Source organism: Arsenophonus endosymbiont of Crataerina pallida, from assembly GCF_964020125.1.
GTDB lineage: Bacteria > Pseudomonadota > Gammaproteobacteria > Enterobacterales > Enterobacteriaceae > Arsenophonus > Arsenophonus nilaparvatae.
This window is the reverse complement of record NZ_OZ026540.1, coordinates 3,256,126-3,281,781: the sequence shown is the minus strand read 5'-3', so window position 1 is coordinate 3,281,781 and position 25,656 is coordinate 3,256,126. Positions and strand designations below refer to the sequence as shown.

21 protein-coding genes and 3 pseudogenes are annotated in these 25,656 nt (G+C 38.8%); 13 read left to right on the top strand and 11 right to left on the bottom strand.

Annotated features, from left to right (window positions below):
- The first annotated feature begins 2 nt into the window (after window positions 1-2).
- From ftsE to rpoH, 3 genes are all read left to right on the top strand, one after another.
- On the top strand, window positions 3-668 hold the full coding sequence (gene ftsE, locus AACL31_RS17435) for a cell division ATP-binding protein FtsE (protein WP_310511879.1): 666 nt from the start codon (window positions 3-5) through the stop codon (window positions 666-668).
- On the top strand, window positions 661-1,620 hold the full coding sequence (gene ftsX, locus AACL31_RS17430; protein ID WP_310511878.1) for a permease-like cell division protein FtsX: 960 nt from the start codon (window positions 661-663) through the stop codon (window positions 1,618-1,620). The genes ftsE and ftsX overlap by 8 nt, the downstream gene beginning before the upstream one ends.
- A gap of 226 nt (window positions 1,621-1,846) precedes the next feature.
- Entirely contained in the window at window positions 1,847-2,704 is an 858-nt protein-coding gene (gene rpoH / locus AACL31_RS17425) for an RNA polymerase sigma factor RpoH (RefSeq protein ID WP_310509660.1), read from the top strand.
- Between the two features lie 301 nt (window positions 2,705-3,005).
- On the opposite strand, the pseudogene AACL31_RS17420 reads toward rpoH, so the two are convergent.
- The 10 genes and pseudogenes from AACL31_RS17420 to AACL31_RS17375 form a co-directional block, all read right to left on the bottom strand.
- Window positions 3,006-3,619, bottom strand: a pseudogene (locus AACL31_RS17420) (hypothetical protein).
- Between the two features lie 1,042 nt (window positions 3,620-4,661).
- Window positions 4,662-4,958 carry a DNA-binding transcriptional regulator Fis gene (gene fis, locus AACL31_RS17415; RefSeq protein WP_032115641.1) on the bottom strand — a complete coding sequence of 99 codons (297 nt, stop codon included), beginning with the start codon at window positions 4,956-4,958 and terminating at the stop codon, window positions 4,662-4,664.
- Window positions 4,925-5,950, bottom strand: a complete 1,026-nt coding sequence (gene dusB, locus AACL31_RS17410; protein WP_310511894.1) for a tRNA dihydrouridine synthase DusB — start codon at window positions 5,948-5,950, stop codon at window positions 4,925-4,927. The genes fis and dusB overlap by 34 nt, the downstream gene beginning before the upstream one ends.
- 421 nt (window positions 5,951-6,371) lie before the next feature.
- The gene (prmA, locus tag AACL31_RS17405; protein ID WP_310511877.1) at window positions 6,372-7,259 is read right to left on the bottom strand and encodes a 50S ribosomal protein L11 methyltransferase; all 888 of its coding nucleotides are present in this window, start codon (window positions 7,257-7,259) and stop codon (window positions 6,372-6,374) included.
- A 26-nt stretch (window positions 7,260-7,285) separates the two neighbouring features.
- Window positions 7,286-8,734 carry a sodium/pantothenate symporter gene (panF, locus tag AACL31_RS17400; RefSeq protein WP_310511876.1) on the bottom strand — a complete coding sequence of 483 codons (1,449 nt, stop codon included), beginning with the start codon at window positions 8,732-8,734 and terminating at the stop codon, window positions 7,286-7,288.
- A complete protein-coding gene (locus tag AACL31_RS17395) occupies window positions 8,724-8,966 on the bottom strand; it encodes a YhdT family protein (protein ID WP_180816371.1) in 243 nt (80 codons plus the stop codon). Before AACL31_RS17395 ends, panF begins: the two co-directional genes overlap by 11 nt.
- A 126-nt stretch (window positions 8,967-9,092) precedes the next feature.
- The gene (gene accC, locus AACL31_RS17390) at window positions 9,093-10,439 is read right to left on the bottom strand and encodes an acetyl-CoA carboxylase biotin carboxylase subunit (RefSeq protein ID WP_310511875.1); all 1,347 of its coding nucleotides are present in this window, start codon (window positions 10,437-10,439) and stop codon (window positions 9,093-9,095) included.
- Window positions 10,440-10,450: 11 nt separating this feature from the next.
- Window positions 10,451-10,921, bottom strand: coding sequence for an acetyl-CoA carboxylase biotin carboxyl carrier protein (gene accB / locus AACL31_RS17385; RefSeq protein ID WP_063654248.1), 471 nt, complete (start codon window positions 10,919-10,921; stop codon window positions 10,451-10,453).
- A gap of 17 nt (window positions 10,922-10,938) precedes the next feature.
- Complete coding sequence (aroQ, locus tag AACL31_RS17380; RefSeq protein ID WP_310511893.1) at window positions 10,939-11,436, bottom strand: type II 3-dehydroquinate dehydratase; 498 nt, start codon at window positions 11,434-11,436, stop codon at window positions 10,939-10,941.
- Between the two features lie 178 nt (window positions 11,437-11,614).
- Window positions 11,615-12,592 (bottom strand): annotated as a pseudogene (locus AACL31_RS17375) (MDR family oxidoreductase).
- A 616-nt stretch (window positions 12,593-13,208) separates the two neighbouring features.
- Between AACL31_RS17375 and mreB the strand changes: the two are divergent.
- From mreB to AACL31_RS17325, 10 genes and pseudogenes are all read left to right on the top strand, one after another.
- Entirely contained in the window at window positions 13,209-14,252 is a 1,044-nt protein-coding gene (mreB, locus tag AACL31_RS17370; protein ID WP_026821343.1) for a rod shape-determining protein MreB, read from the top strand.
- 103 nt (window positions 14,253-14,355) lie between these two features.
- Window positions 14,356-15,345, top strand: a complete 990-nt coding sequence (gene mreC / locus AACL31_RS17365; RefSeq protein WP_310511874.1) for a rod shape-determining protein MreC — start codon at window positions 14,356-14,358, stop codon at window positions 15,343-15,345.
- A 42-nt stretch (window positions 15,346-15,387) separates the two neighbouring features.
- The gene (gene mreD / locus AACL31_RS17360) at window positions 15,388-15,876 is read left to right on the top strand and encodes a rod shape-determining protein MreD (RefSeq protein ID WP_339053447.1); all 489 of its coding nucleotides are present in this window, start codon (window positions 15,388-15,390) and stop codon (window positions 15,874-15,876) included.
- Window positions 15,877-15,918: 42 nt separating this feature from the next.
- Window positions 15,919-16,496 (top strand): annotated as a pseudogene (locus AACL31_RS17355) (Maf family protein).
- 18 nt (window positions 16,497-16,514) lie between these two features.
- The gene (gene rng, locus AACL31_RS17350) at window positions 16,515-17,984 is read left to right on the top strand and encodes a ribonuclease G (RefSeq protein WP_310511872.1); all 1,470 of its coding nucleotides are present in this window, start codon (window positions 16,515-16,517) and stop codon (window positions 17,982-17,984) included.
- A 54-nt stretch (window positions 17,985-18,038) separates the two neighbouring features.
- The gene (yhdP, locus tag AACL31_RS17345; RefSeq protein WP_339053446.1) at window positions 18,039-21,860 is read left to right on the top strand and encodes an AsmA2 domain-containing protein YhdP; all 3,822 of its coding nucleotides are present in this window, start codon (window positions 18,039-18,041) and stop codon (window positions 21,858-21,860) included.
- A complete protein-coding gene (nit1, locus tag AACL31_RS17340; protein WP_339053445.1) occupies window positions 21,850-22,707 on the top strand; it encodes a deaminated glutathione amidase in 858 nt (285 codons plus the stop codon). The genes yhdP and nit1 overlap by 11 nt, the downstream gene beginning before the upstream one ends.
- 15 nt (window positions 22,708-22,722) lie before the next feature.
- Window positions 22,723-24,168, top strand: a complete 1,446-nt coding sequence (gene tldD / locus AACL31_RS17335) for a metalloprotease TldD (protein ID WP_339053444.1) — start codon at window positions 22,723-22,725, stop codon at window positions 24,166-24,168.
- 20 nt (window positions 24,169-24,188) lie between these two features.
- A complete protein-coding gene (locus AACL31_RS17330; RefSeq protein ID WP_310511868.1) occupies window positions 24,189-24,650 on the top strand; it encodes a ribonuclease domain-containing protein in 462 nt (153 codons plus the stop codon).
- Complete coding sequence (locus tag AACL31_RS17325) at window positions 24,651-24,941, top strand: barstar family protein (protein WP_238565690.1); 291 nt, start codon at window positions 24,651-24,653, stop codon at window positions 24,939-24,941.
- Here AACL31_RS17325 and yjgA read toward each other — a convergent pair.
- On the bottom strand, window positions 24,938-25,477 hold the full coding sequence (gene yjgA / locus AACL31_RS17320) for a ribosome biogenesis factor YjgA (protein WP_310511867.1): 540 nt from the start codon (window positions 25,475-25,477) through the stop codon (window positions 24,938-24,940). The genes AACL31_RS17325 and yjgA overlap by 4 nt on opposite strands.
- Window positions 25,478-25,656 lie beyond the last annotated feature (179 nt).

Below are 25,656 nucleotides of genomic sequence, written 5' to 3'. Positions count from 1 at the left end.
CAATGATTCGCTTTGAACATGTTAGTAAAGCTTATCGTAGTGGCAAGCAAGCACTTCAGGGCGTTGATTTTCATCTTCATCCTGGAGAAATGGCATTTCTTACTGGCCATTCGGGGGCGGGGAAAAGTACTTTATTAAAGTTAATATGTGGTATTGAACGCCCCAGTACTGGCCATATTTGGTTTGGTGGTCATCACATTAGTCGCTTAAAAAAACGGGAAGTCCCTTTTTTACGTCGGCAGATAGGTATGATCTTTCAAGATCATCATTTGTTGTTTGATAGAAACGTATATGACAATGTCTCTATGCCGCTGATTATTGCCGGTGCCAGCTCTGAGGATATTCGTCGTCGGGTTTCTGCTGCTTTAGATAAGGTGGGTTTACTTAATAGAGCGAAAAGTTATCCAATTCAATTATCAGGTGGGGAACAGCAGCGGGTAGGTATAGCTCGCGCAATTGTTAATAAGCCTAGTGTATTGCTAGCAGATGAGCCAACGGGTAATTTGGATGATGAATTATCTGAAGGTATTATGCGATTGTTTGAAGAATTCAATCGAGTTGGGGTAACAGTTTTGGTAGCCACTCATGATCTTGAGCTTATTGAGCGTCGTCATTATTCTATTTTGACATTAAGCGAGGGAAGAATGGTAGGAGGTCAGAATGGCTAAAAAACCTATCCATAAAATAGCCAAAGCCAAGGCATTGAAAGGAGGGTGGCGAGAGCAATGGCGCTATGCTTGGTTAAATACATTAGCTGATATGTTACGCCAGCCTTTAGCCACGCTTTTAACGGTGGCTGTTATTGCTATCTCGATAACGCTGCCCAGTCTTTGTTATATTGTTTGGAAAAATGTTTCACAAGCCGCGCAACAATGGTATCCCGCACCCCAATTAACCATTTATTTGGATAAATCATTAGATGAAAAAGGCGCTGAACAGACAGTCGCTGGACTTAAGCAATTAGATGGTGTTAAGAGTGTTAATTACCTGTCGCGGGAAGAAGCCATGATTGAGTTTCGCAATTGGTCAGGATTCGGCACAGCGTTAGATCTGTTGGAAGAAAACCCTTTACCAGCAGTAGCCATTATCACGCCTAAAATTGATTTTCAAAATTCACAATCATTGATAAACCTGCGTAATAAAGTAGGTCAATTAGCTGGAATTGAAGATGTTCGCATGGATGATAGCTGGTTTACCCGTTTAGCAGCATTAACCGGGCTGATTGGACAAATTGCCATGGTGATTGGTATTTTAATGGTTATGGCGGTATTTTTAGTGATAGGCAATAGTATAAGACTAAATATTTTTGCCCGTAGGGATACGATTAATGTCATGAAGTTGATTGGGGCGACAGATGGTTTTATTATGCGTCCTTTTTTAAATAGTGGTATTATACTGGGATTCTTTGGTGCTTTACTCTCATTAATACTTTCTGCATTATTGGTATGGCAACTGACCGGTATCGTTACACAGGTAGCGGGTGTATTTGGTACTACATTTCATATTCAAGGTTTTTTATGGGATGAGGTGCTATTAGTTATACTGATTGTCGCAATGATTGGCTGGTTAGCGGCTTGGCTGGCTACAGCTCAACATTTAAGACGTTTCACGCCAGAATGATCATTATCAGCAGGAAAAGTGACACGGGTGATCAATATTGAACTTTTATGCTGACATTTTGTCGAAGTTAAAAGTTCAATGTAATTAAATCAAGGCAATTTTCTTCGATACCAAGCAGTGGTAAACTACTCGATATCAGATTAATCGCTGAGCAATGGAATCTGCTCAAATATAAATTTTTTATTTAGAACTAACTCTTAGTTTGTTGAATTCAAAGAGGATATCAATGACCAAAGATATGCAATCATTAGCATTAATTCCACAAGGTAGCATTGAAGCTTATGTGCGATCAGCTAATGCTTATCCAATGCTAACCGCAGAGGAAGAACAAGAATATGCAAAACGGCTGCATTATCATGGTGATTTAAATGCGGCTAAACAGCTTATACTCTCTCATTTACGTTTTGTTATTCATATCGCGCGTAATTATTCAGGTTATGGATTGCCGCAAGCGGATCTGATCCAAGAAGGTAATATCGGTCTAATGAAAGCTGTGCGTCGTTTTAATCCTGAAGTTGGTGTACGTTTAGTTTCATTTGCTGTTCATTGGATAAAAGCTGAAATTCATGAATATGTATTGCGTAATTGGCGGATAGTTAAAGTTGCCACCACTAAAGCTCAACGTAAGCTTTTTTTCAATTTGCGTAAGAATAAGAAACGTATCGGCTGGTTTAATCAAAATGAAGTCGATATGGTTGCCAAGGAGCTAGGCGTAACCAGCAAGGATGTTCGTGAGATGGAATCGCGAATGGCTGCACAAGACATGGCATTCGACATGAATGACGATGATGATAATGGTGAAAATACCACTATTGCCCCGGTTTTATATCTACAGGATAAATCTTCTGATTTTGCCGATAGCATTGAGGAAGATAATTGGGAAAACCATGCTACTGATAAATTAACGCAGGCATTATCCACCTTAGATGAGCGTAGTCAGGATATTATTCGAGCGCGTTGGCTTGATGAAGAAAACAAAACCACTTTACAGGATTTAGCCGATAAATATAGTGTATCCGCTGAACGTGTTCGTCAATTAGAAAAAAATGCCATGAAAAAACTTCGGTTAGTAATGGAAGCTTAGAATAAGCCACATTCGCGTGATGTAAAAATCTAGCTGAAACTTTTGTTATGTAGCCAATTTAAAGTTTGGCAATTAACTATATGAAAAGTTGTTGAAAGATAGAAAGGTAATAGTAAATTTATTCTGATTGTTACCTGTTAAAATAAAAAGGCATTTACCTGTGAGGTAAGCGCCTTTTTACATGTATCTAGTAGCTTGTCTATTACTTCCCTACAATATTACCTAATATTTTATCTGTCAGTGACATTCTGCGTGTGTTTATATTTAATATACACCTATCCTATTCTGATAGACTCGATCGTTAATTTTTATTCTGCATCAATTGTAATATACGACCAAAGCTAACCGAACGGGTACCAATTTTTTGCATTCCATCTTCTGGAAGATAACTAAATTTTACGTAGAGTAAATCACCACTGGATTTTTCTTTACTTTTAAACGAATTGGTAACGCGATAAAGTTCTTTAAGATCCGCAGGAATACCAGCTGCGTCCGTAATAACTGTTCCGGTAGGTACAAATTTAAGCACCTGCTCAAGTGTTTTAACTAAAAAATCCTGTATCGGAAAAAGTCCATTAAAACGTTTATGTGGTACGTACTTTGTGATGCCCATATATATTTCAGGGGTTTCCTGTAGATGGTTTTCGATACCGCGGGTTTGATTTTTTTCCAAATATTCGAAAATCTCCACTGGTGATCCGATGAGTACTAGCGGCTTAACGCCTGCACCTTTTTCTGAAAAAAGAAACTCGTTATTGCTATTTTTAACTGCCTTTTGCAAGGTTCCTCGATCTGAATAACGGAGAAAAATTTGCCTTCTTTAACAACCGGTGCTGGTTCACGCCACATATTTATATCATTGGCTTGTGCACCACCGGCAATCACTGTAGCAGCCAGCATCATTACAGCAGTCATTTTATCTTTCATAAAAAACGTCCTTGTTGTTTACCGCAGCCTCTGTATAACAATACTATCACCAATACAAACAGAATATAAACAGTAATGTTGACTGCAAAATAATTAAATATCAGGATAAAATTTTACATCAGAATGATGAATTCGTTACGGAGGCTGTGCTGTCATGATTTACTGACAAGTGGAAAAGAAATCATAAATTTTAAAAAACACCAAAAATTGCAATCATTTAGGATTTTTTTCATTATCATCGAGAATCAATAATTTTATTTTTGTTTAATTCAATTTGAGTTCTTGTTTGATTCAATATTAGCCTGATAGCACGCTAGTTTCTTAAAAATGATGTTGGTAAAATGTTATCAACATGTCAAGTGGTCTTACAAATGCAGAGATGGAACAGTTATTTAAAAATCGATGTTGACGAAAAACCACATTAATAGTCATGTAGTGAAAATAGCTTTTGATAAATTTTTTGGCATAACGGAAACGATTATGGATCGTTGAATCAAGATTACCCATCGCCGCATTATATATTTATGTAGTTAACCATTTACTCCCATATGAAACAAAATTACGCTTTAATATCATTGTACCTGGATGAATATTCAAGCTGGGATTATTTAATCAATTATTTTCCGTTAATGCTGGATATTCTTTTTGAATGGTTTTTAGGAGGTTGGTATTAATCTGGCTAATACCTAAATCAAAGAGGTTATCTGGATAATGAATGGTTATAGTGAAGATGGAATGCACATGGCTCTGATATTAGCAAATTTATGCTAAATTCGGTAGAACTTCAAACTGAGCTGTTAGATTTGATTGCCTGTGTCAGTAGCAATCGATTCGGAGAGCTGATTTCAACGTTGAGTAATTGGATTTTGCCGGTTTTCATTTAGAGCTGCCATTAGCTACCGCCTCATCATGTTTTCGTCTTATCTTCTATTTATATATTTGTTCAGTGAGTAGGGTATAAGTAATAACAAAAAAGCACTTATATAAAATATAAAAGTGCTTTTTTAATTAGTATGTTAACCACTTATGGCTAGTTCATACCATATTTTTTCAATTTCTTACGTAGAGTTCCACGGTTGATGCTTAACATTAACGCAGCACGGGTCTGATTTCCACGGGTATATTGCATTACCATATCTAATAATGGTTTTTCCACCTCAGCCAATACTAATTCATATAAGTCATTAACATCCTGGTTATTAAGTTGGGCAAAATAGTTTTTCAGTGCTTGTTTAACTGAATCACGTAGTGGCTTTTGAGTTATTTGATCTTGTGAATTTACAGTAGCAACGGTTAGTACGTCAGAATTTCCGCGTTGTTCGAACATAGTTCTGTCAGCTCTTTTCTTTGATTTACGCAAAATTTTTCGAAATATGCCTCCAACACTTCCAGCTGTTCGCTGGCATCCTCTATGGTGTTGAATGTGCGCCGAAACTGGTCATCAGGTGCATGTTCTCTTAAGTACCAAGAGACATGCTTGCGTGCGATGCGGATTCCTTTGCTTAGACCGTAAAAGCCATGCAGCTCCTTAACATGCGCTTGCATTAAGCACTGCACCTCAGCAATAGGCATAGGTGGCAGTAACTCACCTGTTTCCAGGTAATGCTGGATTTCCCGAAAGATCCAGGGTCTTCCCTGAGCAGCTCTACCAATCATTAAGGCATCAGCCCCAGTATAGTCAAGCACTGCTCTGGCTTTAAGCGGGTCAGTAATATCGCCATTAGCGATAATAGGAATAGTAACATTTTGCTTAGCTGCTCGAATGCTGTCATATTCAGCTACACCATTAAATAAGCAAGAACGAGTTCTGCCATGAATAGTTACAGCTTGAATACCGCAATTTTCGGCCAGTTGAGCTATTTTTATACAGTTCCGTTCTTCAGGTGACCAACCAGTGCGAACCTTTAATGTAACAGGAACATCAACCGCATTCACAACAGCTAATAGAATTTTCTCAATCAACTCTGGATAGCGCAATAATGCTGAACCTGCTAACTTACGGTTCACTTTCTTGGCAGGGCAACCCATATTGATATCGATGATCTGAGCACCATTTGCAACATTAATTCGTGCAGCTGCTGCCATTTCATCGGGATCACTACCTGCAATTTGCACAGAACAAATGCCTAATTCATCACTATGGATCATTCTCAATCTGGATTTGTCTGTTTTCCAAACCTGAGGATTGGAAGAAAGCATTTCCGACACTGTCATATCAGCACCCATTGAGTAACACAGTGACCGAAAAGGCCTATCGGTGATACCCGCCATTGGTGCTGCAATGAGACAGTTTTTTATCTGATATTGACCAATATACATAGGCGATAAAAGAACACCATCCTGTGACTGCAAAGGCGCGTATATTACGCATTTTTTACGAGATATGAAAGGACAAACTTTGAGCAAATTGATATTTCTTTGAAAAATTTTATCTTGATTTTTTTTGATTACAAATAATATTCATAAAAATCAATATAATGAAAATTTCTGATTTGTTTTCAAATTTTGTTATTCTTTATCGTAAATTCCTTGTTAGATTAGATTATCTCTGTTGATTGTATAAAAATCAACCTTGATCACTATTTTTATGATGGTTATTGAAAAGATATTATTTTGCATAAACAATAAAATTAATTAGTTTGATAATTGTTATAATTTTGTGATTTTTTATAGCAGCAGATTTTTAGCAAAATTTTTATTGTCGGGTTAGCGCATTAACATGCGCTAACCTCGCTTATGGCTAATCCGCTTTTTTTATTCCGGTTATTCGGCACCATCCTTCTTTTTCTATTATCGGCTCAATATTAAATTGTTGTTGGTAAGCGGTTATAATTGCTTCCGCCTGACTGGCTAATATTCCAGACAGTCCAAGTAAGCCATTTGGATTAGTTAATCCACCGATTGCACCAGCTAATTCGCGTAAGGGGCCAGCTAAGATATTAGCAATAACAATATCCGCTTTTAGATCTTCAGGCTGATCTTTCGCCAAATACAGAACTAATTTATCGGCGACTCTATTTTGTTCGGCGTTGTTATGGCTAGCTTGGATGGCTTGAGGATCGATATCAATACCAATCGCTTTTTTGGCGCCTAGTTTAAGCGCGGCAATGGCCAATATGCCTGAGCCACAACCAAAATCGATAACTGTTTTATCTTTCAAATTTAAGCTATCTAACCACTCTAAACAGAGTGATGTAGTAGGATGGGTGCCGGTACCAAACGCTAAACCAGGATCCAAAATGACATTAACCGCATTGGGATCAGGCGTATCACGCCAGCTAGGGCAAATCCATAGTTTATGTCCAAAACGCATAGGATGGAAATTATCCATCCATTCACGTTCCCAATCTTTGTCTTCTATTTGTTCAATTTTATGAACAAAATTTTTACCCAATAAGGAGTAATTTTCAAGTTGGCTAATAACCTGCTCCATATCGCTTTCAGCATCAAATAGACCAATAACATCCGTATCTCCCCAAAGGCGAGTTTCACCCGGTAAGGGTTCAAAAACAGGGTTGTCGTAGCTATCCTGAAAGATGACAGAAACCGCTCCGGTTTCCGTTAATATATCACTTAAGGCTTCTGCCTGCTCGGCTGTCGAATTCAGACGTATTTGTATCCAGGGCATAAATATTCTCTTGAGATCGTAGGTTATTAGCTCATTTTTATCGATGTAGATAATGATTTTTTCTCACCAACAACATTACCGATTAAAAAAGCAATCAAACTCAATAATAGAGCGGGTACGATGGGGTGAAAATTTAAAAATTTAACATCAAAGGCGGTCAATAATGTATAAGAAAGGGCACCGAGGATCATTGAACTTAATGCACCAAAACGGTTTGCTCTTTGCCAATATAGTCCGAGTATTAATGGCCAAAGAAAAACTGCTTGTAATCCACCAAAAGCCAGTAAATTTAACCAAATAATCATTTGTGGTGGATGCCAGGCAGCTAATAGTAATAAAGCACCCAGAATGAGGGTAGAAGCACTTGAGATCCAGGTTAATTTTTTCTCTTTTTTTATCTCCTCTGGTGCAATATTTAAATATAGATCTTTTATAATAGTTGCTGAAGATTGGAGTAATTGTGAATTAATTGTTGACATAATGGCAGCCATTGGGGCGGCTAAGAAAATTCCTGCGGCGAATGGAGGTAAAACCGTGATCATTAATGTTGGGATGACTTGATCTGGGATCGTTAAATCCGGTAAAATAGCTCGACCTAATGCACCTGCTAAATGCATTCCCAACATTAAAATAACCATCACAATGGTACCGATGATGATCCCCCGGTGCATCGCTTGGCTATTTTTATAAGAAATGCAGCGGACAGCAGTGTGTGGTAAGCCAATAACGCCAAAACAAACTAATATCCAGAAGGAAAACATAAAGGGCATACTAAAGATGTTATCGGCACCTTGTGGTGTGATTAGTTTTGGATCAATCGTTTTTAGTGTCTCTGGTGCCACCGCCAGACCGCCTGCCTTGTGAATAGTCGCAACCAGCAGAATAATGGTTCCTACTAGCATAACAAAGCCTTGTAAGGTGTCATTAAGGACACTAGCTCTAAAACCACCAAACGCAGTATAAAGCGCAATAGTGATGCTAAATATTAATAACCCTATTTCATAGGGGATATTTGCCGCAGTTTCAAGTAGACGAGCTCCGCCGATAAATTGAACTGTCATAGCACCAAAGAAAGCGATGAGTAAACTAATGCTAGCAATCCATACCAGTAAACGGCTTTGAAAACGAGCATACAGCATGTCATTAAGTGTCACCGCATTATAGCGACGAGCCAAAATGGCAAACTTTTTACCTAGTACACCAAGCGACAGCCAAATAGTTGGAACTTGAATTAAGGCAAGTAGCACCCAGCCAAGGCCATATTTATAGGCTGCTCCAGGACCACCTATGAAAGAGCTAGCACTGATGTAGGTAGCAGTGATGGTCATCGCCAAAACAACCCCGCCCATAGAGCGATTACCTAGAAAATATTCATGCAAAAATTCGCCTTTTTGACGTCGATGATAAGCATAAATAGACAGTAAACAAACCAATAATAAATAACCAATAAGTGGTAATAGAATTTCAATTTGCATCTTTATCTTCCAATGACATTTGTTTAAAAATGAATTTAACCATTAAGACACAAAGTAAAATAAAAATCAGAGGTAAATATAAACATGAAAGTTCAAACCATAATGGCATCCCTGTTATTCCCATTTCCTCACCGGGGAGGTAGGCAGTCATAATCCAACTACATAAATAAGCAACAGTAAGAAAAACTGACCAACGAGCTTCTTTGTTGGATTGAAGAAAACGTTTGTCCATTGGTTCTCCTGGTAGTAAAAATTTAATCTGAGGGTTTGTATATTAGTTAAAGATTATCTTCAGAAAAAGTATCAAAAATTAGGGTACATTCCGTACCCTATTGTGATGAAAGGTGAATAGAAAAGTTTATTCCTGTGAAGCGAGTTTTTTTTCCAGGTAATGGATATTGGTACCACCTTTGAAAAAATTGCTGTCATCAATAATTTTTTGTTGTAATTCTATGTTAGTTTTAATGCCATCAATAATTAATTCAGATAAGGCATTTTTCATCCGAAGGATAGCAATTTCCCGGGTTTCACCATATGTGATCAGCTTACCAATCATAGAGTCATAGTAAGGTGGAACGGTGTAACCTGCATAAATGTGTGATTCCCAACGTATACCAAAACCACCAGGAATATGGAGGCGAGTAATTTTACCCGGACTTGGCAAGAAGGTATTTGCATCTTCTGCATTAATTCGGCACTCTATTGCATGCCCATGAATTTTAACATCTTTTTGTTTAATAGATAGGGGCAAGCCAGAAGCGATCCTTAACTGTTCTTTAATCAGATCAACCCCAGTGATCATTTCCGTCACAGGATGCTCAACTTGAATACGCGTATTCATTTCAATAAAGTAGAATTCGCCATTTTCATAAAGGAATTCAAAAGTACCGGCACCGCGATAATCGATATCAAGACAAGCTTTTGCGCAGCGCTCGCCAATGCTTTTACGCATATCAACTTTTATACCTGGTGCAGGCGCTTCTTCAACCACTTTTTGATGGCGACGTTGCATTGAGCAATCACGTTCGGCTAAATAAATCACATTGCCTTGACCGTCAGCAAGTACTTGAATCTCAATATGGCGCGGATTTTCCAGGAACTTCTCCATATAAACCATACTATTATTAAAGGCAGCTTTGGCTTCGGCGCGAGTTAGGGTAATGGCTTGTTCTAGCTCACTTTCGTTACGAACAACGCGCATACCGCGGCCACCACCGCCACCAGATGCTTTAATAATAACTGGGTAGCCAATTCGATTAGCAATTGTTTTATTGGTTTTTATCTCATTTCCTAAAGGCCCGTCTGAGCCAGGAACACAAGGAACACCGGCTTTTTTCATCGCCTCAATGGCAGAAACTTTATCACCCATGAGTCGAATAGTTTCTGGTTTGGGACCAATGAATATAAAACCAGAACGTTCCACTTTTTCGGCAAAGTCGGCATTTTCAGATAGAAAACCATAACCAGGGTGAATGGCTTCTGCAGCAGTAACTTCTGCTGCCGAGATGATTGCTGGAATATTAAGATAACTTTCAGCTGAAGCGGCAGGCCCGATACAGACAGTTTCATCAGCAAGTAATACATGTTTTAAGTCACGATCGGCGGCAGAATGCACGGCGACGGTTTTTATTTTTAGTTCTTTACAGGCACGTAAAATGCGTAAAGCAATTTCGCCACGGTTGGCGATAACAATTTTTTTAAGCATAGGATGCCTCGTTATTCGATGATAACCAATGGCTCGTCAAATTCAACCGCTTCTCCATTTTCCAGCAGAATTGCTTTAACTACACCTGCTTTGTCTGCTTCGATCTGATTCATCATTTTCATCGCTTCGACAATACATAGAGGATCCCCTAGCTTAACCGTTTGGCCGACTTCAACAAATGGTTTTGCTTCTGGACTTGGCGCTCGGTAGAAGGTACCTACCATTGGCGAGCGAACAGTATAACCACTGATCTCTGCTTTTTTCTCATTTGTTGTTTCAGGTAAAATTTGAGAAGGTGCAATGGCGTTTGCTAAAGCCGGTTGATGCGTGGTTGGCGCTGCCATATACTGTTGTAAATTTGGTAAATTCTGCACGATTGTACGGCTAATACGCACTGATTCTTCACCTTCCGAAATTTCTAGTTCAGAAATGCCAGATTCTTCAACAAGCTCAATCAATTTTTTAATTTTACGAATATCCATAAATTAATTCCGTATTTTTATTCTTTACATTTATTAGGTTGGGATTCATCAATGGTTGCTAATTCTTCAATATTTAATAAGAATTTAACCGCAGCTTCTAATGCAAAAATATAACCATCAGCACGGAAACCACAGATGACGCCGTTTGCAATATCGGAGAGATAGGAGTGATGCCTGAATGGCTCACGTGCATAAATATTAGTAAGGTGGATCTCATAAAAAGGAATGGCAACGCTTAATATTGCATCGCGTAAAGCCACACTAGTATGCGTTAATGCTGCCGGATTAATCAATATAAAGTCGATTTTTCCTTGAGCTTGATGGATTTCATTAATAAGCTCATGTTCCGCATTAGATTGAAAATGACTTAATTTAACTCCTAATTGTTTTGCTTTTTGGCTCGTTTGGTTAACAATATCCTGAAGTGTAAAAGCACCATAGAATAGTGGTTCTCTCGTCCCCAGCATATTTAAATTTGGGCCATTTAGCAGCAAAATGTGGAAATCTTTTGCCATTTTGCGGGTATCTCCGACTGATAATTGATAATTAGACAACATAACTTGATGCTAATAGTTTGTCATCTTTTTCTCATAATGAAAACGTTTATTTTGACGACAGAGAGCGATATTATAAACATTTCATAGCAATTAGCAGCAAAATTTTAGTCTAATCAGCAAGGTTGGCTCGAAAAATTTAACGTATTTTTACCAGTGTCCGGCCAGTGATTTGGTTATTGATTAATTTATCGGCATAATCAATCACTTTTTCTAACGGGATCTCTGTGGTTGTTAATTGATAAAAACTATCGGGTAATAAATTGGCTAACCGTTGCCATATCTGTGGGTGTTTGATCGTTGGAACCATCACCGAGTCTATCCCTTGTAGTCGTACATTACGCAGAATAAAAGGCATCACTGTTGTCGATAACATAATATCAGCGGCCAGACCACATGCTGCTACTGTACCTGAATAGCACATTTGTGAAATAACGGTTGCTAATATATTGCCGCCAACGGTATCAATAGCTCCTGCTCAACGTTGCTTTTCTAAAGGGTGAGGTATGGTAGTAAACTCTTTACGTAGCAGCACTTGTTTAGCGCCAAGTGCTTTTAAGTAATCGATATTACTCTCCCGACCAGTTACTGCTGTGACGGAATAACCAAGTTTATCCAGCAGTTGAATTGCGGTACTACCTACACCACCACTGGCTCCTGTCACAACAATGTTGCCTTTATCAATGGTTACGCCGTTTTCTTCCAACGCCATTATACAGAGCATAGCGGTAAAACCAGCGGTGCCGATTATCATCGCTTGTCGCATAGTCATTTTGTCAGGAATAGCTGTTAACCATTTGGCTGGTACTCGCGCTTGTTCTGCTAATCCCCCCCAATGGTTTTCACCAACACCCCAACCGGTCAGTAAAACTTGTTGGCCGACTTGAAATTTTGCATCTGTTGAAGACTTAATGATACCAGCAAAATCGATGCCTGGTACCATCGGGAATTGGCGGATAATTTTTCCTTTACCAGTAATAGCTAAAGCATCTTTGTAGTTTAGTGTAGACCAATAAATATCTACGGTAACGTCATCAGAGGGTAAAAGTGTGTCATCGATCGATTTTATACTGGCTTTTAATGCTTGATTTTCTTGTTCTAATAGCAAGGCTTTCATAATTTGTGGCCTTTAAGTTTGTATAAGGATGCTGCAGTATAAAGTTATTTTCGTTATTTCGGCGGGCATAAAGTCTCAATAATAAATAAATTGTAAATATGTTTTTTTACTAGCGTCAATAGGGCGTTATCAGGCAGAATACTAGTTTATTTTAGTAGTAAAAAAAATTTTTTCTTCTATAAATAATAACGTGCAGAATTAATACTTACATTTAAATTATTTTTTATTGCTACTTTAATAACGTATTAACATGGCAGGCTTTTATACTTTAATATAATATTAAAAAGCGAATTGACCTTGCTTTGAAGCATATGTCAACTAATAATTATGTAGCGTCATATAAACTTAATACAGTGGTATATTTTAATCTAAAATAGTTAATTTTCTTGTTAGAAAGTTTTATATTAAATGAATTAAGTGATTTTTATGAGGGTATTGTTTACTTTATACTGTAATTGATTATAGAGAATAAGCAGTAGTAGTGGTTTTTTGTATTGTAAAAAAATTAGCCACTTTTTATTGAAGCGATTTAATTAACTCCTTGTCGTCGCTTCATGTGGTTGGTAAAGTAGACGGATTTTCATTCGTTTCCAGCTTGCAGGATTATCCTTTCGTTATGTTTAAAAAAATTCGTGGCATGTTTTCCAACGACTTGTCTATTGATTTGGGTACCGCCAATACTCTCATCTATGTCAAAGGACAAGGTATTGTGTTAGACGAACCGTCAGTTGTCGCTATTCGTCAAGATCGCGCAGGCTCACCTAAGAGCGTTGCTGCTGTAGGTCATGAAGCAAAACAGATGCTAGGCCGGACGCCAGGTAATATCGCGGCTATTCGTCCAATGAAAGATGGCGTGATTGCTGATTTTTATGTTACTGAAAAAATGTTACAGTATTTTATCAAACAAGTTCATAGCAATAGCTTTATGCGTCCAAGTCCACGCGTCTTAGTTTGTGTACCTGTTGGTGCGACCCAGGTAGAACGTCGTGCAATCCGAGAGTCGGCGCTTAGTGCTGGCGCTCGTGAGGTTTTCTTAATTGAAGAACCCATGTCGGCTGCAATTGGTGCTGGTTTGCCTGTTTCCGAAGCAACGGGTTCAATGGTGGTTGATATTGGTGGTGGAACGACAGAAGTTGCTGTTATTTCATTAAATGGTGTTGTTTATTCGTCATCGGTACGTATAGGCGGTGACCGGTTTGATGAAGCGATCATTAATTATGTTCGTCGCAATTATGGTTCATTAATCGGTGAAGCTACTGCTGAGCGGATTAAACATGAAATCGGTTCGGCCTATCCTACAGATCAAGTTTACGAAATTGAAGTGCGCGGCCGTAATTTGGCTGAAGGCGTACCACGTGGTTTTACACTTAATTCTAATGAGATACTTGAGGCATTACAGGAACCTTTAACCGGTATTGTTAGTGCCGTTATGTTGGCCTTGGAACAATGTCCACCAGAATTAGCTTCTGATATCTCTGAACGAGGTATGGTGTTAACTGGTGGTGGCGCGTTGTTGCGTAATTTGGATCGTCTATTAATGGAAGAAACAGGCATTCCCGTTATTGTTGCTGAAGATCCGCTAACTTGTGTTGCACGTGGTGGTGGCAAGGCATTGGAAATGATCGACATGCATGGTGGTGATCTGTTTAGTGATGACTAGACGTTAACCAATAGAAGGAGGAACTTAAGGATGGCGCTCCTCCTTACTTTATGTATAGCGATGTTAATGTTTAACGTTTATTTATTTTTTATCAAAATAACTCATGAAGCCGATCTTTAGTCGAGGGCCATCCCTACAATTACGTATTATTATTGCGATCGTTGTTGCAATCGTGTTGGTTGCTTTTGATCGTCAATTTGATACTTTTAATAAAATACGTAGTTATTTAGATACGGCTGTTAGTCCTTTTTATTTTTTGGCAAATGGTCCGCGAGAACTGCTTGATAATATTTCAGATGCATTGGCGAGAAGAGATCAACTTCTTTTTGAAAATAAAGCATTGAAGAAAGAGGTTTTACTAAAAAAAGCAGATAATTTATTACTTGGACAACTTAAACAGGAAAACGCTAGATTACGTGAGCTATTGGGTTCACCTCTACGTCAGGATGAACACATGATGGTTACTCAAGTGCTTTCAGGTGCGAATACACCTTATCGAGATCAAATTGTGATTGATAAAGGTTTACATGATGGTGTTTATGAAGGCCTGCCTGTTATTAGTGATAAAGGTGTTGTTGGACAGGTTATCGCAGTGAGCCAGTTTAATAGTCGTGTTTTACTGATTTGCGACACAACGCATGCATTACCTATACAAGTATTACGTAATGATATTCGGGTTATTGCAGTGGGTACAGGATGTAGTGATGATCTTCAACTTGAACCTTTACCAGATAATATTGATATACGTATTGGTGATGTAATAGTTACTTCTGGTTTAGGCGGGCGTTTTCCTGAAGGTTACCCAGTTGCGACTGTTTCTTCCGTAAGACATAATACCCAGCGCGCTTATACGATTATCCATGCACGGCCTACCGCAGATTTACAAAGACTACGCTATCTTTTATTGCTATGGGGAAACTCTAGCGATCCTTCTCATCCTTTACCTCCATCAGAAGTATATCGCGCAGCAAATGAACGTTTAATGAAGATTCTGCCCCAGGTGTTTCCTGGCCCAAACGAGCTTCAAGGGCCACAGCTACCGTCAACAGAAATGAAAAAAAATGTCGAGCAACCTCCTTTGGTCGCTCAGTAGGAATTGCTACCGTGAAATCAAGGCAACTAAAGGAAACATAAAATGGATCAATACCGTGGAAATGGGCGGTGGATCATTTGGCTGTCCTTTTTAATTGCAATAATCCTAGAGCAAGTGCCCTGGCCTGAGCAGTTTATTTATTATCGCCCCACATGGTTAGCATTAATTTTAATTTATTGGGTTATGGCTTTGCCGCATCGAGTTAGTGTAGGCACAGGATTTTTTTTGGGGATCTTTATGGATCTGATCCAAGGTTCAGCTCTTGGTGTACATGCATTAGCTTATAGTATGATTTGTTATTTGGTATCGTATAAACATCAGCTTCTTCGTAATATGGCACTGTGGCAACAATCCCTTGTTATTGCTGGATTATCAGTGGTTATGAATTTTACGATCTTCTGGGTGGAGTTTCTTTCCTCTCTAGTATTATTTCATCTCGAAGTATTTTGGAATTGTTTGATTAATGCCATCTTGTGGCCTTGGATGTTTTTATTATTGCGCAAAGTTCGACGCCAGTTTTTAGTTCGTTAAAAATGGGCAGCCAAGTGTCTATTTTTTCTGAGAGTTTTTTCTATGGTAAATAGAATTTATTTAGCGTCAGCTTCGCCAAGAAGGCGTAAGTTAATTGAGCAGCTAGGTGGTTATTTGACATTATTCTCCCTGATATATCTGAATTATGTTACGAAGGAGAGACACCCTGTGAGTATGTTATTCGCTTAGCATGTGAAAAATCTCAGGCGGGTGTTGATATGGCAGAAAAACCCTACCCAGTGTTGGGTGCGGATACTATTGTCGTAAGTGACGGAAATATTTTGGGTAAGCCTAAAGATGAAAACCATGCTGCGCATATATTAAGACAACTTTCAGGTAAAACACACCTGGTGATGACTGCAATCGCGTTCTCAGATAAGCGAAATACATTGTATGATTTAATTGTCACCAAAGTGACATTGCGGCAATTAACAAATAAAGAAATCGATCAATATATCTTGTCGGGTGAGCCGATGGACAAGGCAGGAGCTTATGCTATCCAGGGTAAAGGTGGCTGTTTTGTTAAGCGGATTGTCGGAAGTTATCACGCTGTAGTAGGGTTACCGTTAGTTGAAACAGATGAATTATTTACCAAGTTTCTGGCATTAAATAAGCGTTAAATAATAGGAATGAGAGTTATGGTAGCTGAACTATTAGTCAATGTAACCCCCTCTGAAACACGGGTGGCTTATATTGATGGTGGCGTGTTACAAGAAATTCATATTGAGCGTGAAGCTAAAAGAGGCATTGTAGGTAATATTTACAAAGGTCGTGTGAGTCGAGTCTTGCCCGGTATGCAGGCGGCCTTTGTTGATATTGGCTTGGAAAAATCCGCTTTTCTTCATGCCTCAGATATTATGCCTCACACCGAATGCATTGCCGGCGACGAACAAAAAAACTTTCATGTACGTGATATCGGCGAATTGGTTCGGCAAGGGCAAGATATTATGGTACAGGTGGTTAAAGATCCGCTAGGAACAAAAGGTGCTCGTTTAACAACGGATATCACATTACCATCCCGTTATCTGGTTTTTATGCCGGGCGCTTCTCATGTCGGCGTTTCCCAACGCATTGAAGGTGAAGAAGAACGAGAACGTTTGAAAAATATTGTTGAGCTATTTTGTGATGAGCATGGTGGCTTCATTATTCGTACTGCGGCAGAAGGGATTGGTGATGATGAACTGGCTCAAGATGCCGCTTTCCTGAAGCGTATATGGGCTAAAATTGTTGAGCGTAAAAAACGTCATAAGTCCCGTATGCAGATTTATGGTGAACTGGCTTTAGCACATCGTATCATTCGTGATTTTGCCGGTGCTTCATTAGACTGGATCCGTGTTGATTCAAACCTGACTTTTATTTCATTAAAAGATTTTATTGATGAATATGTGCCTGAAATGACAGTAAAACTTGAACTGTATCAAGGACCATTACCAATATTAGATCTGTATGATGTTGAGAAAGAGATCCAACGTGCTTTAGAACGTAAAGTTGAATTAAAATCAGGTGGTTACCTCATTATTGATCAAACTGAAGCAATGACCACTATTGATATTAATACTGGTGCTTTTGTTGGTCATCGTAATCTGGAAGAGACCATTTTTAATACCAATATTGAAGCGTCACAAGCTATAGCGAGACAGTTAAGGTTACGCAACTTGGGCGGTATTATTATTATCGATTTTATTGATATGCTTGATCCTGAGCATCGTCGTCGTGTTTTGGCATCGTTGGAACAATCATTATTAAAAGATCGGGTTAAAACCACCATTAATGGTTTTTCTCAACTAGGATTGGTCGAGATGACACGCAAAAGAACACGTGAGAGCTTTGAACATGTTCTATGTGATGAATGCCCGACTTGCCAGGGTAGAGGAACAGTAAAATCGGTAGAAACAGTCTGTTATGAAATTTTACGTGAAATTGTTCGTATAAATCGTACTATCGATGCCAATCGTTTCTTAGTCTATGCTTCAGCGGCAGTTGTTGAAGCATTAAATGGTGATGAATCTCATATATTGGCCGAAGTAGAAATTTTTGTTGGCAAATCTGTCAAAGTCCAAATTGAGTCACTGTATAGTCAGGAACAGTTTGATGTCGTTATGATGTAGTTATGATAGTGGTTAGATTGCCATTGTAGTAACTTCTTTTGGAAGGAGAGATGGGTGAAACGACTACCTAAGGTATTGGTAGCCATAAGCGCAATAATAGTACTTATTATGGCATTGGCCATTATTGGACTACGTCTTTTTCTTCCACAAATTAATGAATATCGCAATCAACTTGAAGGACAGCTGCAATCGTTAACAGGAATACCGTTTAAAATTGGTCATATTGAAGGTGAATGGGTCTCTTTTGGACCAGTATTAACGTTTTCTGATGTCAGTGTCAGCACGAAAAAAGTGAATATTCAGGTAAAGAAAATAAAATTTTCACTTGATATATGGCGTTCACTCTTTTCTTTACATCTCCGTTTTCGGGATATTATTTTCTATCAATTAAATGCAGATTGTTATAAACCACTTGAATTTGTCAGTGAAGGCGATTTTAGTCATTTTGATTTAGATGCTTTAGATGAATTGTTTTTACAGCAATTTGATTATTTTACCTTAAAAGAAAGCCGTATCACTTTTCTGACGCCGTCGGCAGAAAAAAAGATCTTAAAGATCCCTGAACTGACCTGGTTAAATCAAAATGAATATCATCGAGCACAAGGATTTATCAGTCTTGATAATTTTGAACAGCAGCAAGATCAAGATGCCATTCAAATTAAACTCAATCTTCGTAATAAAAATGGCGTGATTAATAGCGGCACGGTTTACTTACAGGCAGATAATGTAAATTTGCGCCCTTGGTTAAGTCGTTGGTTACGTGATAGTACTGGATTACAGAATGCAGTATTTAGTCTTTCTAGCTGGATTACTATCAAAGATAGTCGTATCGAAGGTGGGCAATTACAGTTGCATCAAGGACAGGCAAATTGGCAGGTTGATGGACAAGAGCATCAGTTGGCTGTTGATGATTTATTGCTGACCCTGCATCGTCAAGAGAATGGTTGGTTATTTAATATTCCACAGCTACAACATTTAAAAACTGATCAACAACAATGGCTTGAAGGTCAAATTTCTCTACTCTATTTACCACAATCAAAAGCAGATGAAAATCATTGGCGTATACGGATTAATAATATTCAATTAGAGCGATTAAGAACTATTATCCCTATTTTCTCTTTTTTCACGCCTGAATTTATTAGTGATTGGCAAAAACGTCAGCCAAAAGGTCAACTCGTCGCACTGGCATTGGATATTACGCCGGGCAAGCCAGAGAAGGCACTCATTGATGCCACCTGGCAAGATATTAGCTGGATACGCTGGAAAGATATACCTTCAGTTAGCCATTTTAGTGGTTCATTGCGAGGTAGTCAGCAAAGTGGAAGATTCTCATTTAACTTAAATAATAGTTTTATCGAATATGTGCCAATGTTTAAAGTGCCATTGGAAATTTCTGCCGGACAGGGAACGATTTTTTGGTCGGAAGAAGGCCAATCACGCCAGATTTGGAGTGAGGATCTGATGCTGCAAGCAAAATCGCTATCGACAACCGGCGATTTTCGTTATCAGGCAGCAAAAGATCAGCCACCTATATTAAGTATTTTGGCTGGCGCAAAATTGACCGATGCGGGTGATGCATGGCGTTATTTTCCCACCACGTTAATGGGTAAAGATTTATCTGATTATCTGACGAAAGCAATTATTAGCGGTCATGTTGATGCCGCCACGATGGTTTTTCACGGTGATCCGGCTAATTTTCCTTTTAAAAAGAATAATGGACAATTTCAAGTTGTTGTACCGCTACGAGATGCGACTTTTAAGTATCAACCTGATTGGCCGACAATTTTTGATTTGGATATCGATCTTAATTTTGAACGTAATGGACTTTGGATGTCGGCGCTTAGTGTAAAATTAGGTGATGCTAAAGCGGTAGATCTTAGCGCAGATATTGCCGATTATAGTCAATCTAAATTATTAATAAAATCTCATATTACCGGTGATGGAAAAGCGATCCGTAATTATTTTATCCATAGCCCGATGGAAGGTTCGATTGGCAAGGCATTAGATGCAGTGAAAATAGGCGGTAACGTTAGTGGCAAATTGATGCTTGATATTCCGTTAGAGAGAAATAGTGGTAGTGTGATTGCTAGTGGTCAAGTTGATCTTAAGAATAATGATGTCGATATCACGGCTATTGATAGTCAGTTGGAACAGCTAACGGGGCGTTTTTATTTTCGTAACGGTGATTTGAAAAGTGAAAAGCTGCAAGCTGAATGGTTTGGCCAACCGATAAATTTAACATTTAATACCACTAATGAACGACAGAATTACCAGATCAATGTAAATGTTGGCGGTAATTGGCAAGCTAAAAAAATTGCTATTTTGCCTAAATCGATTACACGTCAATTGGCAGGTAGCACAGCCTGGCAAGGACAGGTTAATATTCAATTGCCCAATCAATTTAAGCAAAATCCAACCTTATCCATTGCTCTGAATAGCAAATTAGATAAGCTTACTAGCCAATTTCCTGCTTTGGATAGCGAGCAAGTAAGGCAATTAGGTGATATGCAAATTCGTGCTAGTGGTGATACCCGGCAATTACAAATTTATGGTGATGTTGGTAAGCAAGTTAGCTTTAATAGCCAATGGCAATTTACTGACAAGCAAGTTCGTTTGCTAAAAGTAGCCATTCAGCCTTACACCGCTAAAGGTGTTGTTCTGCTCGACAGTCGATTAGTTATGATCAACTTACCTGAAATCAATGATCTGAAATGGCTTTCATTGTTGACTTCATTTTCTTCATTAAATTTAGCACCGCAAAGTTATGGTAAATCATTTGTAATACCCGATATCGCTATTGTTAACTTGCCAAAGATCACTTTTGCTAAACAGCAATGGAATAATATGGCATTTACCATTAATAAAACCGCTGAATTAACGACAATTGTTGTAGATAGCGATAATTTGAAGGGTAGTTTAAGTATTCCGAAGCAGGGTGATTGGCAAGCTAAGATTAACTATCTTTATTTTAATCCAGAAACTTCATTCCAACAGCAGAATTATGTGGCAATAAATAACCTTGCGCAAAGATATGATATTTCAGCTTGGCCAAATATGAATATTTATTGCTCAGAATGTTGGCTTGCAGGCTATAAACTAGGTGAACTAAAAGCACAAGTCATACGCAATAGACAAACCCTCATTTTAAAAGAAGGATCGTTAATAAATAGCTCCACTGATTTGAAAATCTCTGGTATGTGGCATGCAGATCAGCTAAACAGTACAACGATAAAAGGGATATTAAAAGGTAATCGATTTGATGATTTGGCTGCTTATTACGGCATACTTGTGCCGATTAAACAGGCACCTTTTAAAATTGATTTTGATTTAAATTGGGCCGCAGTACCATGGCAACCTGATGTTGCTAGTTTGAACGGTAATCTGAGCTTTAAATTAGCTAAGGGAGCAATTGCTCAGATGGGTGGTGGTGGAGCCGGTCAGTTGTTGCGTTTTATCAGTTTTGACGCACTTTTACGTAAATTGCAATTGGATTTTAGTGATACTTTTAGTGATGACTTTGCGTTTGATGCCATTCGGGGTAACGCCAATATAAAAAATGGCATCTTGAATACTGATAATTTTTATATTGATGGTTTAATGGCTGATATTACAATACATGGCAAAATTAATTTAGTTCGTCGTGATATGAATTTAGAAGCTATTATTACCCCTGAAATTTCAACCACGGTAAGTGTTGCAACGGCATTTGCCGTTAATCCACTTGCGGGTGCGGCAGTGTTTGCCGCAACTAGAGTATTGGGCCCATTATGGAGTAAAATATCGGTTATTCGTTATCGAATTACCGGTAGTCTGGAACAACCAAAAATTGATGAAACTTTACGTCAATTGAAGGAGAATCAACGGGATGACAAGTGACAATATTACACTATTACAATTGTGTAGTGGTAAAAATACTAAACATAACCTTGCTCAGATAGAGCAGCAGATTAAACAATTGCCAAATAGTGTGAAATTGGTTTTAACACCGGAAAATGCACTGTTGTTTAGTGATAATATCAGTTACCGTAATTTTGCTGAATCACAGGGAGAAGGTCCTTTACAAGGTGCAATTGCTGAAATGGCTCGTCATTATCAAGTATGGATATTGGTGGGCTCTATGCCATTAATCAGTCGTGAAGATCCTGAGCTTATCACGAGTAGTAGTCTGTTATTTGATGATAGCGGCGCAATTCGTGCTTGCTATGACAAAATTCACATGTTTGATGTGAATATAATTGATGATGAACAAGGTATTTATAACGAATCGTCAATTTATCAACGTGGTGAACATATTACAGTAGTTGATACGCCAGTTGGCCGTTTAGGAATGACGATTTGTTATGATTTACGTTTTCCCTGCCTGTTTCAGGCATTAAGAAAGCAAGGGGCGGATCTCATTGCTGTGCCGGCTGCTTTTACACGTTTAACTGGTGAAGCTCACTGGGAGCCACTGTTAAAAGCCCGCGCGATTGAAAATCAATGTATTATTTTGGCGCCGGCACAAATAGGCGTGCATGGTCAACGTCGTACTTGGGGTCACTCAATGGTGATTGATAGCTGGGGCAATATTTTGCAAGAAAATGCAGATGCAGTCAGTGCATTAACGCTTAATATTGATAAAGCTAAAGAAAGCCTGATTGGTGTCCGTGAACAGATGAAAGTCGTAAAGCATAATCGCTTCCGTACTAGTTTGATGCCATTAATTGAACACAAAACGAAATAGAAAGAGTAAATAAATATGAGTTTAACCTCTGTTAGTGAATATTTGCTGACATCAAACGATCTTAATCATCAACATCTGCAAGATGTTTTACAATCACTTGCCGAGCGACATTTAGATTATGCCGATCTCTATTTTCAATCGAGTTGTCATGAAGCATGGGGATTGGAAGACGGAATTATTAAAAGAGGATCCTACAATATTGATCAGGGTGTAGGTATTCGCGCTATTCGTGATGATAAAACTGGATTTGCTTATGCCGATCAGATAACTTTACAGGCACTACAGCAAAGTGCTAATGCGGCTCGAAGCATTGTAAATCAGGCTGGGAAGGGCAAAGCATGTCTAATTAGTAAGGTTAATTTTAAACATTTATATTCTGCGATTGATCCTATACAAACAATGAGCCCGGAAGAGAAAATCGCATTGTTGCAGCGTGTTGATCAAGTTGCCCGAGCCGAAGATCTTCGTGTGCAAGAGGTCGATGTAACGCTATCTGGTGTTTATGAACATGTTCTGGTCGTAGCAACAGATGGCACGTTAGCGGCTGATATTCGTCCATTAGTACGCTTATCTGTCAGTGTGTTAGTGGAACATGACGGCAAGCGTGAGCGTGCTGGTAGTGGTGGTGGTGGGCGCTATGGTTACCAATATTTTCTTGAAACAGAGCAAGGTGAAGTTCGGGCGGAATATTATACTCGAGAGGCTGTCCGCATAGCATTGGTTAATCTTACCGCAATTGCTGCACCGGCAGGCACAATGCCTGTGGTACTCGGTGCTGGTTGGCCAGGTGTTTTACTACACGAGGCAGTCGGCCACGGTCTTGAAGGTGATTTTAATCGGCGTGGCACATCTATTTTTAGTGGAAAAGTAGGTCAACAAGTTGCTTCACCACTTTGTACCGTGGTTGATGGTGCCACTCTAGTCGGTCGTAGAGGATCTTTAGCCATCGATGATGAAGGTGTACCGGGACAATATAATGTCTTGATTGAAAATGGTATTTTAAAAGGTTATATGCAAGACAAAATGAACGCTCGTTTGATGGGGGTTGTGCCAACCGGTAATGGTCGGCGTGAATCTTATGCGCATTTGCCGATGCCTCGTATGACAAATACTTATATGTTAGCCGGACAATCAACCCCGGCAGAGATAATAGCCAGTGTTGATCGTGGTATTTATGCACCTAATTTTGCTGGTGGGCAAGTTGATATTACTTCGGGCAAATTTGTTTTTTCGACTGTGGAAGCCTATTTGATCGAAAAAGGGAAAATCACAAAACCGATAAAAGGAGCAACATTAATTGGCTCCGGGCGAGAAGCAATGCAGCAGATTTCAATGGTTGGTAATGATCTCAAACTTGATAGCGGGATTGGTGTTTGCGGCAAAGAAGGGCAAAGTGTTCCTGTTGGTGCGGGCCAACCCACATTAAAGCTCGATAGTATGACGGTTGGTGGAACAGCATAATAAATTTTTTGGATGATTGGATGAATAAAAAAATTGTTATCTTGCTAATATTAGCCATATTAATAGGGGCAGGCGTTTACTTTAAATGGCATAGTCGGCAGCAGGCAGACATAATAGGGCAAACAGTAGCGCCCACGGCTGTCCATAATATTGATAAGTTAACCGCACAGCAAAATGTGGTTAATTATCTAAGGCAATACCATCGATTACCAGACTTTTATATTACAAAAAGAAAAGCACGACAAAGTGGTTGGGATCCAAGGGCAGGTAATTTATGTCAAGTTGTGCCGGGTAAAGCGATTGGTGGCGATAGATACAACAACCGAGAAAAATTGCTACCTGCTGCGCCAGATCGCCAATGGTATGAAGCCGATATCAATTATCACTGTGGTCATCGAGCTAGTGATAGATTGCTTTATTCATCAGATGGATTGATTTATGTGACGTTAGATCATTATAAAACCTTTTCAAGAGTGAATTAAATGATGCATTGTGTTGAATTTGATTTTCGTGAAATAGACAATCTGAATGACTTTTATCAAAAAGCGATATTGGTTTTTGAATTACCAAAATGGTTTGGCCAAAATTTGGATGCACTTTGGGATATGTTGACTGGTGGAATTGCTTTACCGGTAGAGGTTATTTTTTCTCATATAAATGAATATCAGTTAACAGAATTTGCTGAGCTGATAACGGTTTTTAGAGAAGCTGAACAAACATTGGGAGGGCAATTCATATTTCATTGCCGAGCCTCCCAATCTAATCCAGCTTAGGCACTTTCAGATAGTGTTTTTAGGTATTGAAAGAGTTGGCGATAGGCTTTAGCCGGTTTATTTGCCTCCCTTTCTTTTTTACAGTTACGAATTAATGTCCGTAGCTGTTGTCGATCAGCTAAGGGAAATAAACGTATTACATCTTCAATTGCATTATCGCCATTCTCTAATAATTGATTACGTAAAGCTTCAAGTTTATGTAATATGGCGATTTGTTGATTGTGCCGATTTTTTAGCTTATCCAACGCATCATAAATAGGTTGAGGATCTTGCGCTCTGAGTAATTTACCAATAAATTGTAGCTGGCGTCGTCGCCCTTCACGCTTAATTTTTTGCGCTAATTCAACAGCTGCTAGTAGTTCATCATTAAGGGGGATACGTTCTAGTTCATGTTTACTAAGTTCAACCAGTTCTGCTCCCAGCTTTTTTAGCGCTTCGGCATCACGCTTGATTTCGCTTTTACTGACCCAGATGATTTCATCCTTATCGATATTATTGGCGTTATCATCGAACCAGTTATCGGGCTGTTTTGCCATCGCGGTTTTCCTCTTAGCAAGACGTCGGATTATTTTATTTCAGAATAATCTGTCGTCTGGTATGTTAACATCTTATATCTATTGTAACTGGGAAAATAGATTTAATGCTACAGAGGATTTATTTTCTGCTGAAGATAGGTATTGGTTGAGTTGATTTTATTTTCTATTTTTGGATGATA

Excerpts from the sequence above, each read along its gene's own strand:
- ftsE (WP_310511879.1), top strand. The coding sequence starts at position 3 with ATGATTCGCTTTGAACATGTTAGTAAAGCTTATCGTAGTGGCAAGCAA.
- ftsX (WP_310511878.1), top strand. The coding sequence starts at position 661 with ATGGCTAAAAAACCTATCCATAAAATAGCCAAAGCCAAGGCATTGAAA.
- rpoH (WP_310509660.1), top strand. The coding sequence starts at position 1,847 with ATGACCAAAGATATGCAATCATTAGCATTAATTCCACAAGGTAGCATT.
- fis (WP_032115641.1), bottom strand. The coding sequence starts at position 4,958 with ATGTTCGAACAACGCGGAAATTCTGACGTACTAACCGTTGCTACTGTA.
- dusB (WP_310511894.1), bottom strand. The coding sequence starts at position 5,950 with ATGTATATTGGTCAATATCAGATAAAAAACTGTCTCATTGCAGCACCA.
- prmA (WP_310511877.1), bottom strand. The coding sequence starts at position 7,259 with ATGCCCTGGATACAAATACGTCTGAATTCGACAGCCGAGCAGGCAGAA.
- panF (WP_310511876.1), bottom strand. The coding sequence starts at position 8,734 with ATGCAAATTGAAATTCTATTACCACTTATTGGTTATTTATTATTGGTT.
- AACL31_RS17395 (WP_180816371.1), bottom strand. The coding sequence starts at position 8,966 with ATGGACAAACGTTTTCTTCAATCCAACAAAGAAGCTCGTTGGTCAGTT.
- accC (WP_310511875.1), bottom strand. The coding sequence starts at position 10,439 with ATGCTTAAAAAAATTGTTATCGCCAACCGTGGCGAAATTGCTTTACGC.
- accB (WP_063654248.1), bottom strand. The coding sequence starts at position 10,921 with ATGGATATTCGTAAAATTAAAAAATTGATTGAGCTTGTTGAAGAATCT.
- aroQ (WP_310511893.1), bottom strand. The coding sequence starts at position 11,436 with ATGGCAAAAGATTTCCACATTTTGCTGCTAAATGGCCCAAATTTAAAT.
- mreB (WP_026821343.1), top strand. The coding sequence starts at position 13,209 with ATGTTTAAAAAAATTCGTGGCATGTTTTCCAACGACTTGTCTATTGAT.
- mreC (WP_310511874.1), top strand. The coding sequence starts at position 14,356 with ATGAAGCCGATCTTTAGTCGAGGGCCATCCCTACAATTACGTATTATT.
- mreD (WP_339053447.1), top strand. The coding sequence starts at position 15,388 with ATGGATCAATACCGTGGAAATGGGCGGTGGATCATTTGGCTGTCCTTT.
- rng (WP_310511872.1), top strand. The coding sequence starts at position 16,515 with ATGGTAGCTGAACTATTAGTCAATGTAACCCCCTCTGAAACACGGGTG.
- nit1 (WP_339053445.1), top strand. The coding sequence starts at position 21,850 with ATGACAAGTGACAATATTACACTATTACAATTGTGTAGTGGTAAAAAT.
- tldD (WP_339053444.1), top strand. The coding sequence starts at position 22,723 with ATGAGTTTAACCTCTGTTAGTGAATATTTGCTGACATCAAACGATCTT.
- AACL31_RS17330 (WP_310511868.1), top strand. The coding sequence starts at position 24,189 with ATGAATAAAAAAATTGTTATCTTGCTAATATTAGCCATATTAATAGGG.
- AACL31_RS17325 (WP_238565690.1), top strand. The coding sequence starts at position 24,651 with ATGATGCATTGTGTTGAATTTGATTTTCGTGAAATAGACAATCTGAAT.
- yjgA (WP_310511867.1), bottom strand. The coding sequence starts at position 25,477 with ATGGCAAAACAGCCCGATAACTGGTTCGATGATAACGCCAATAATATC.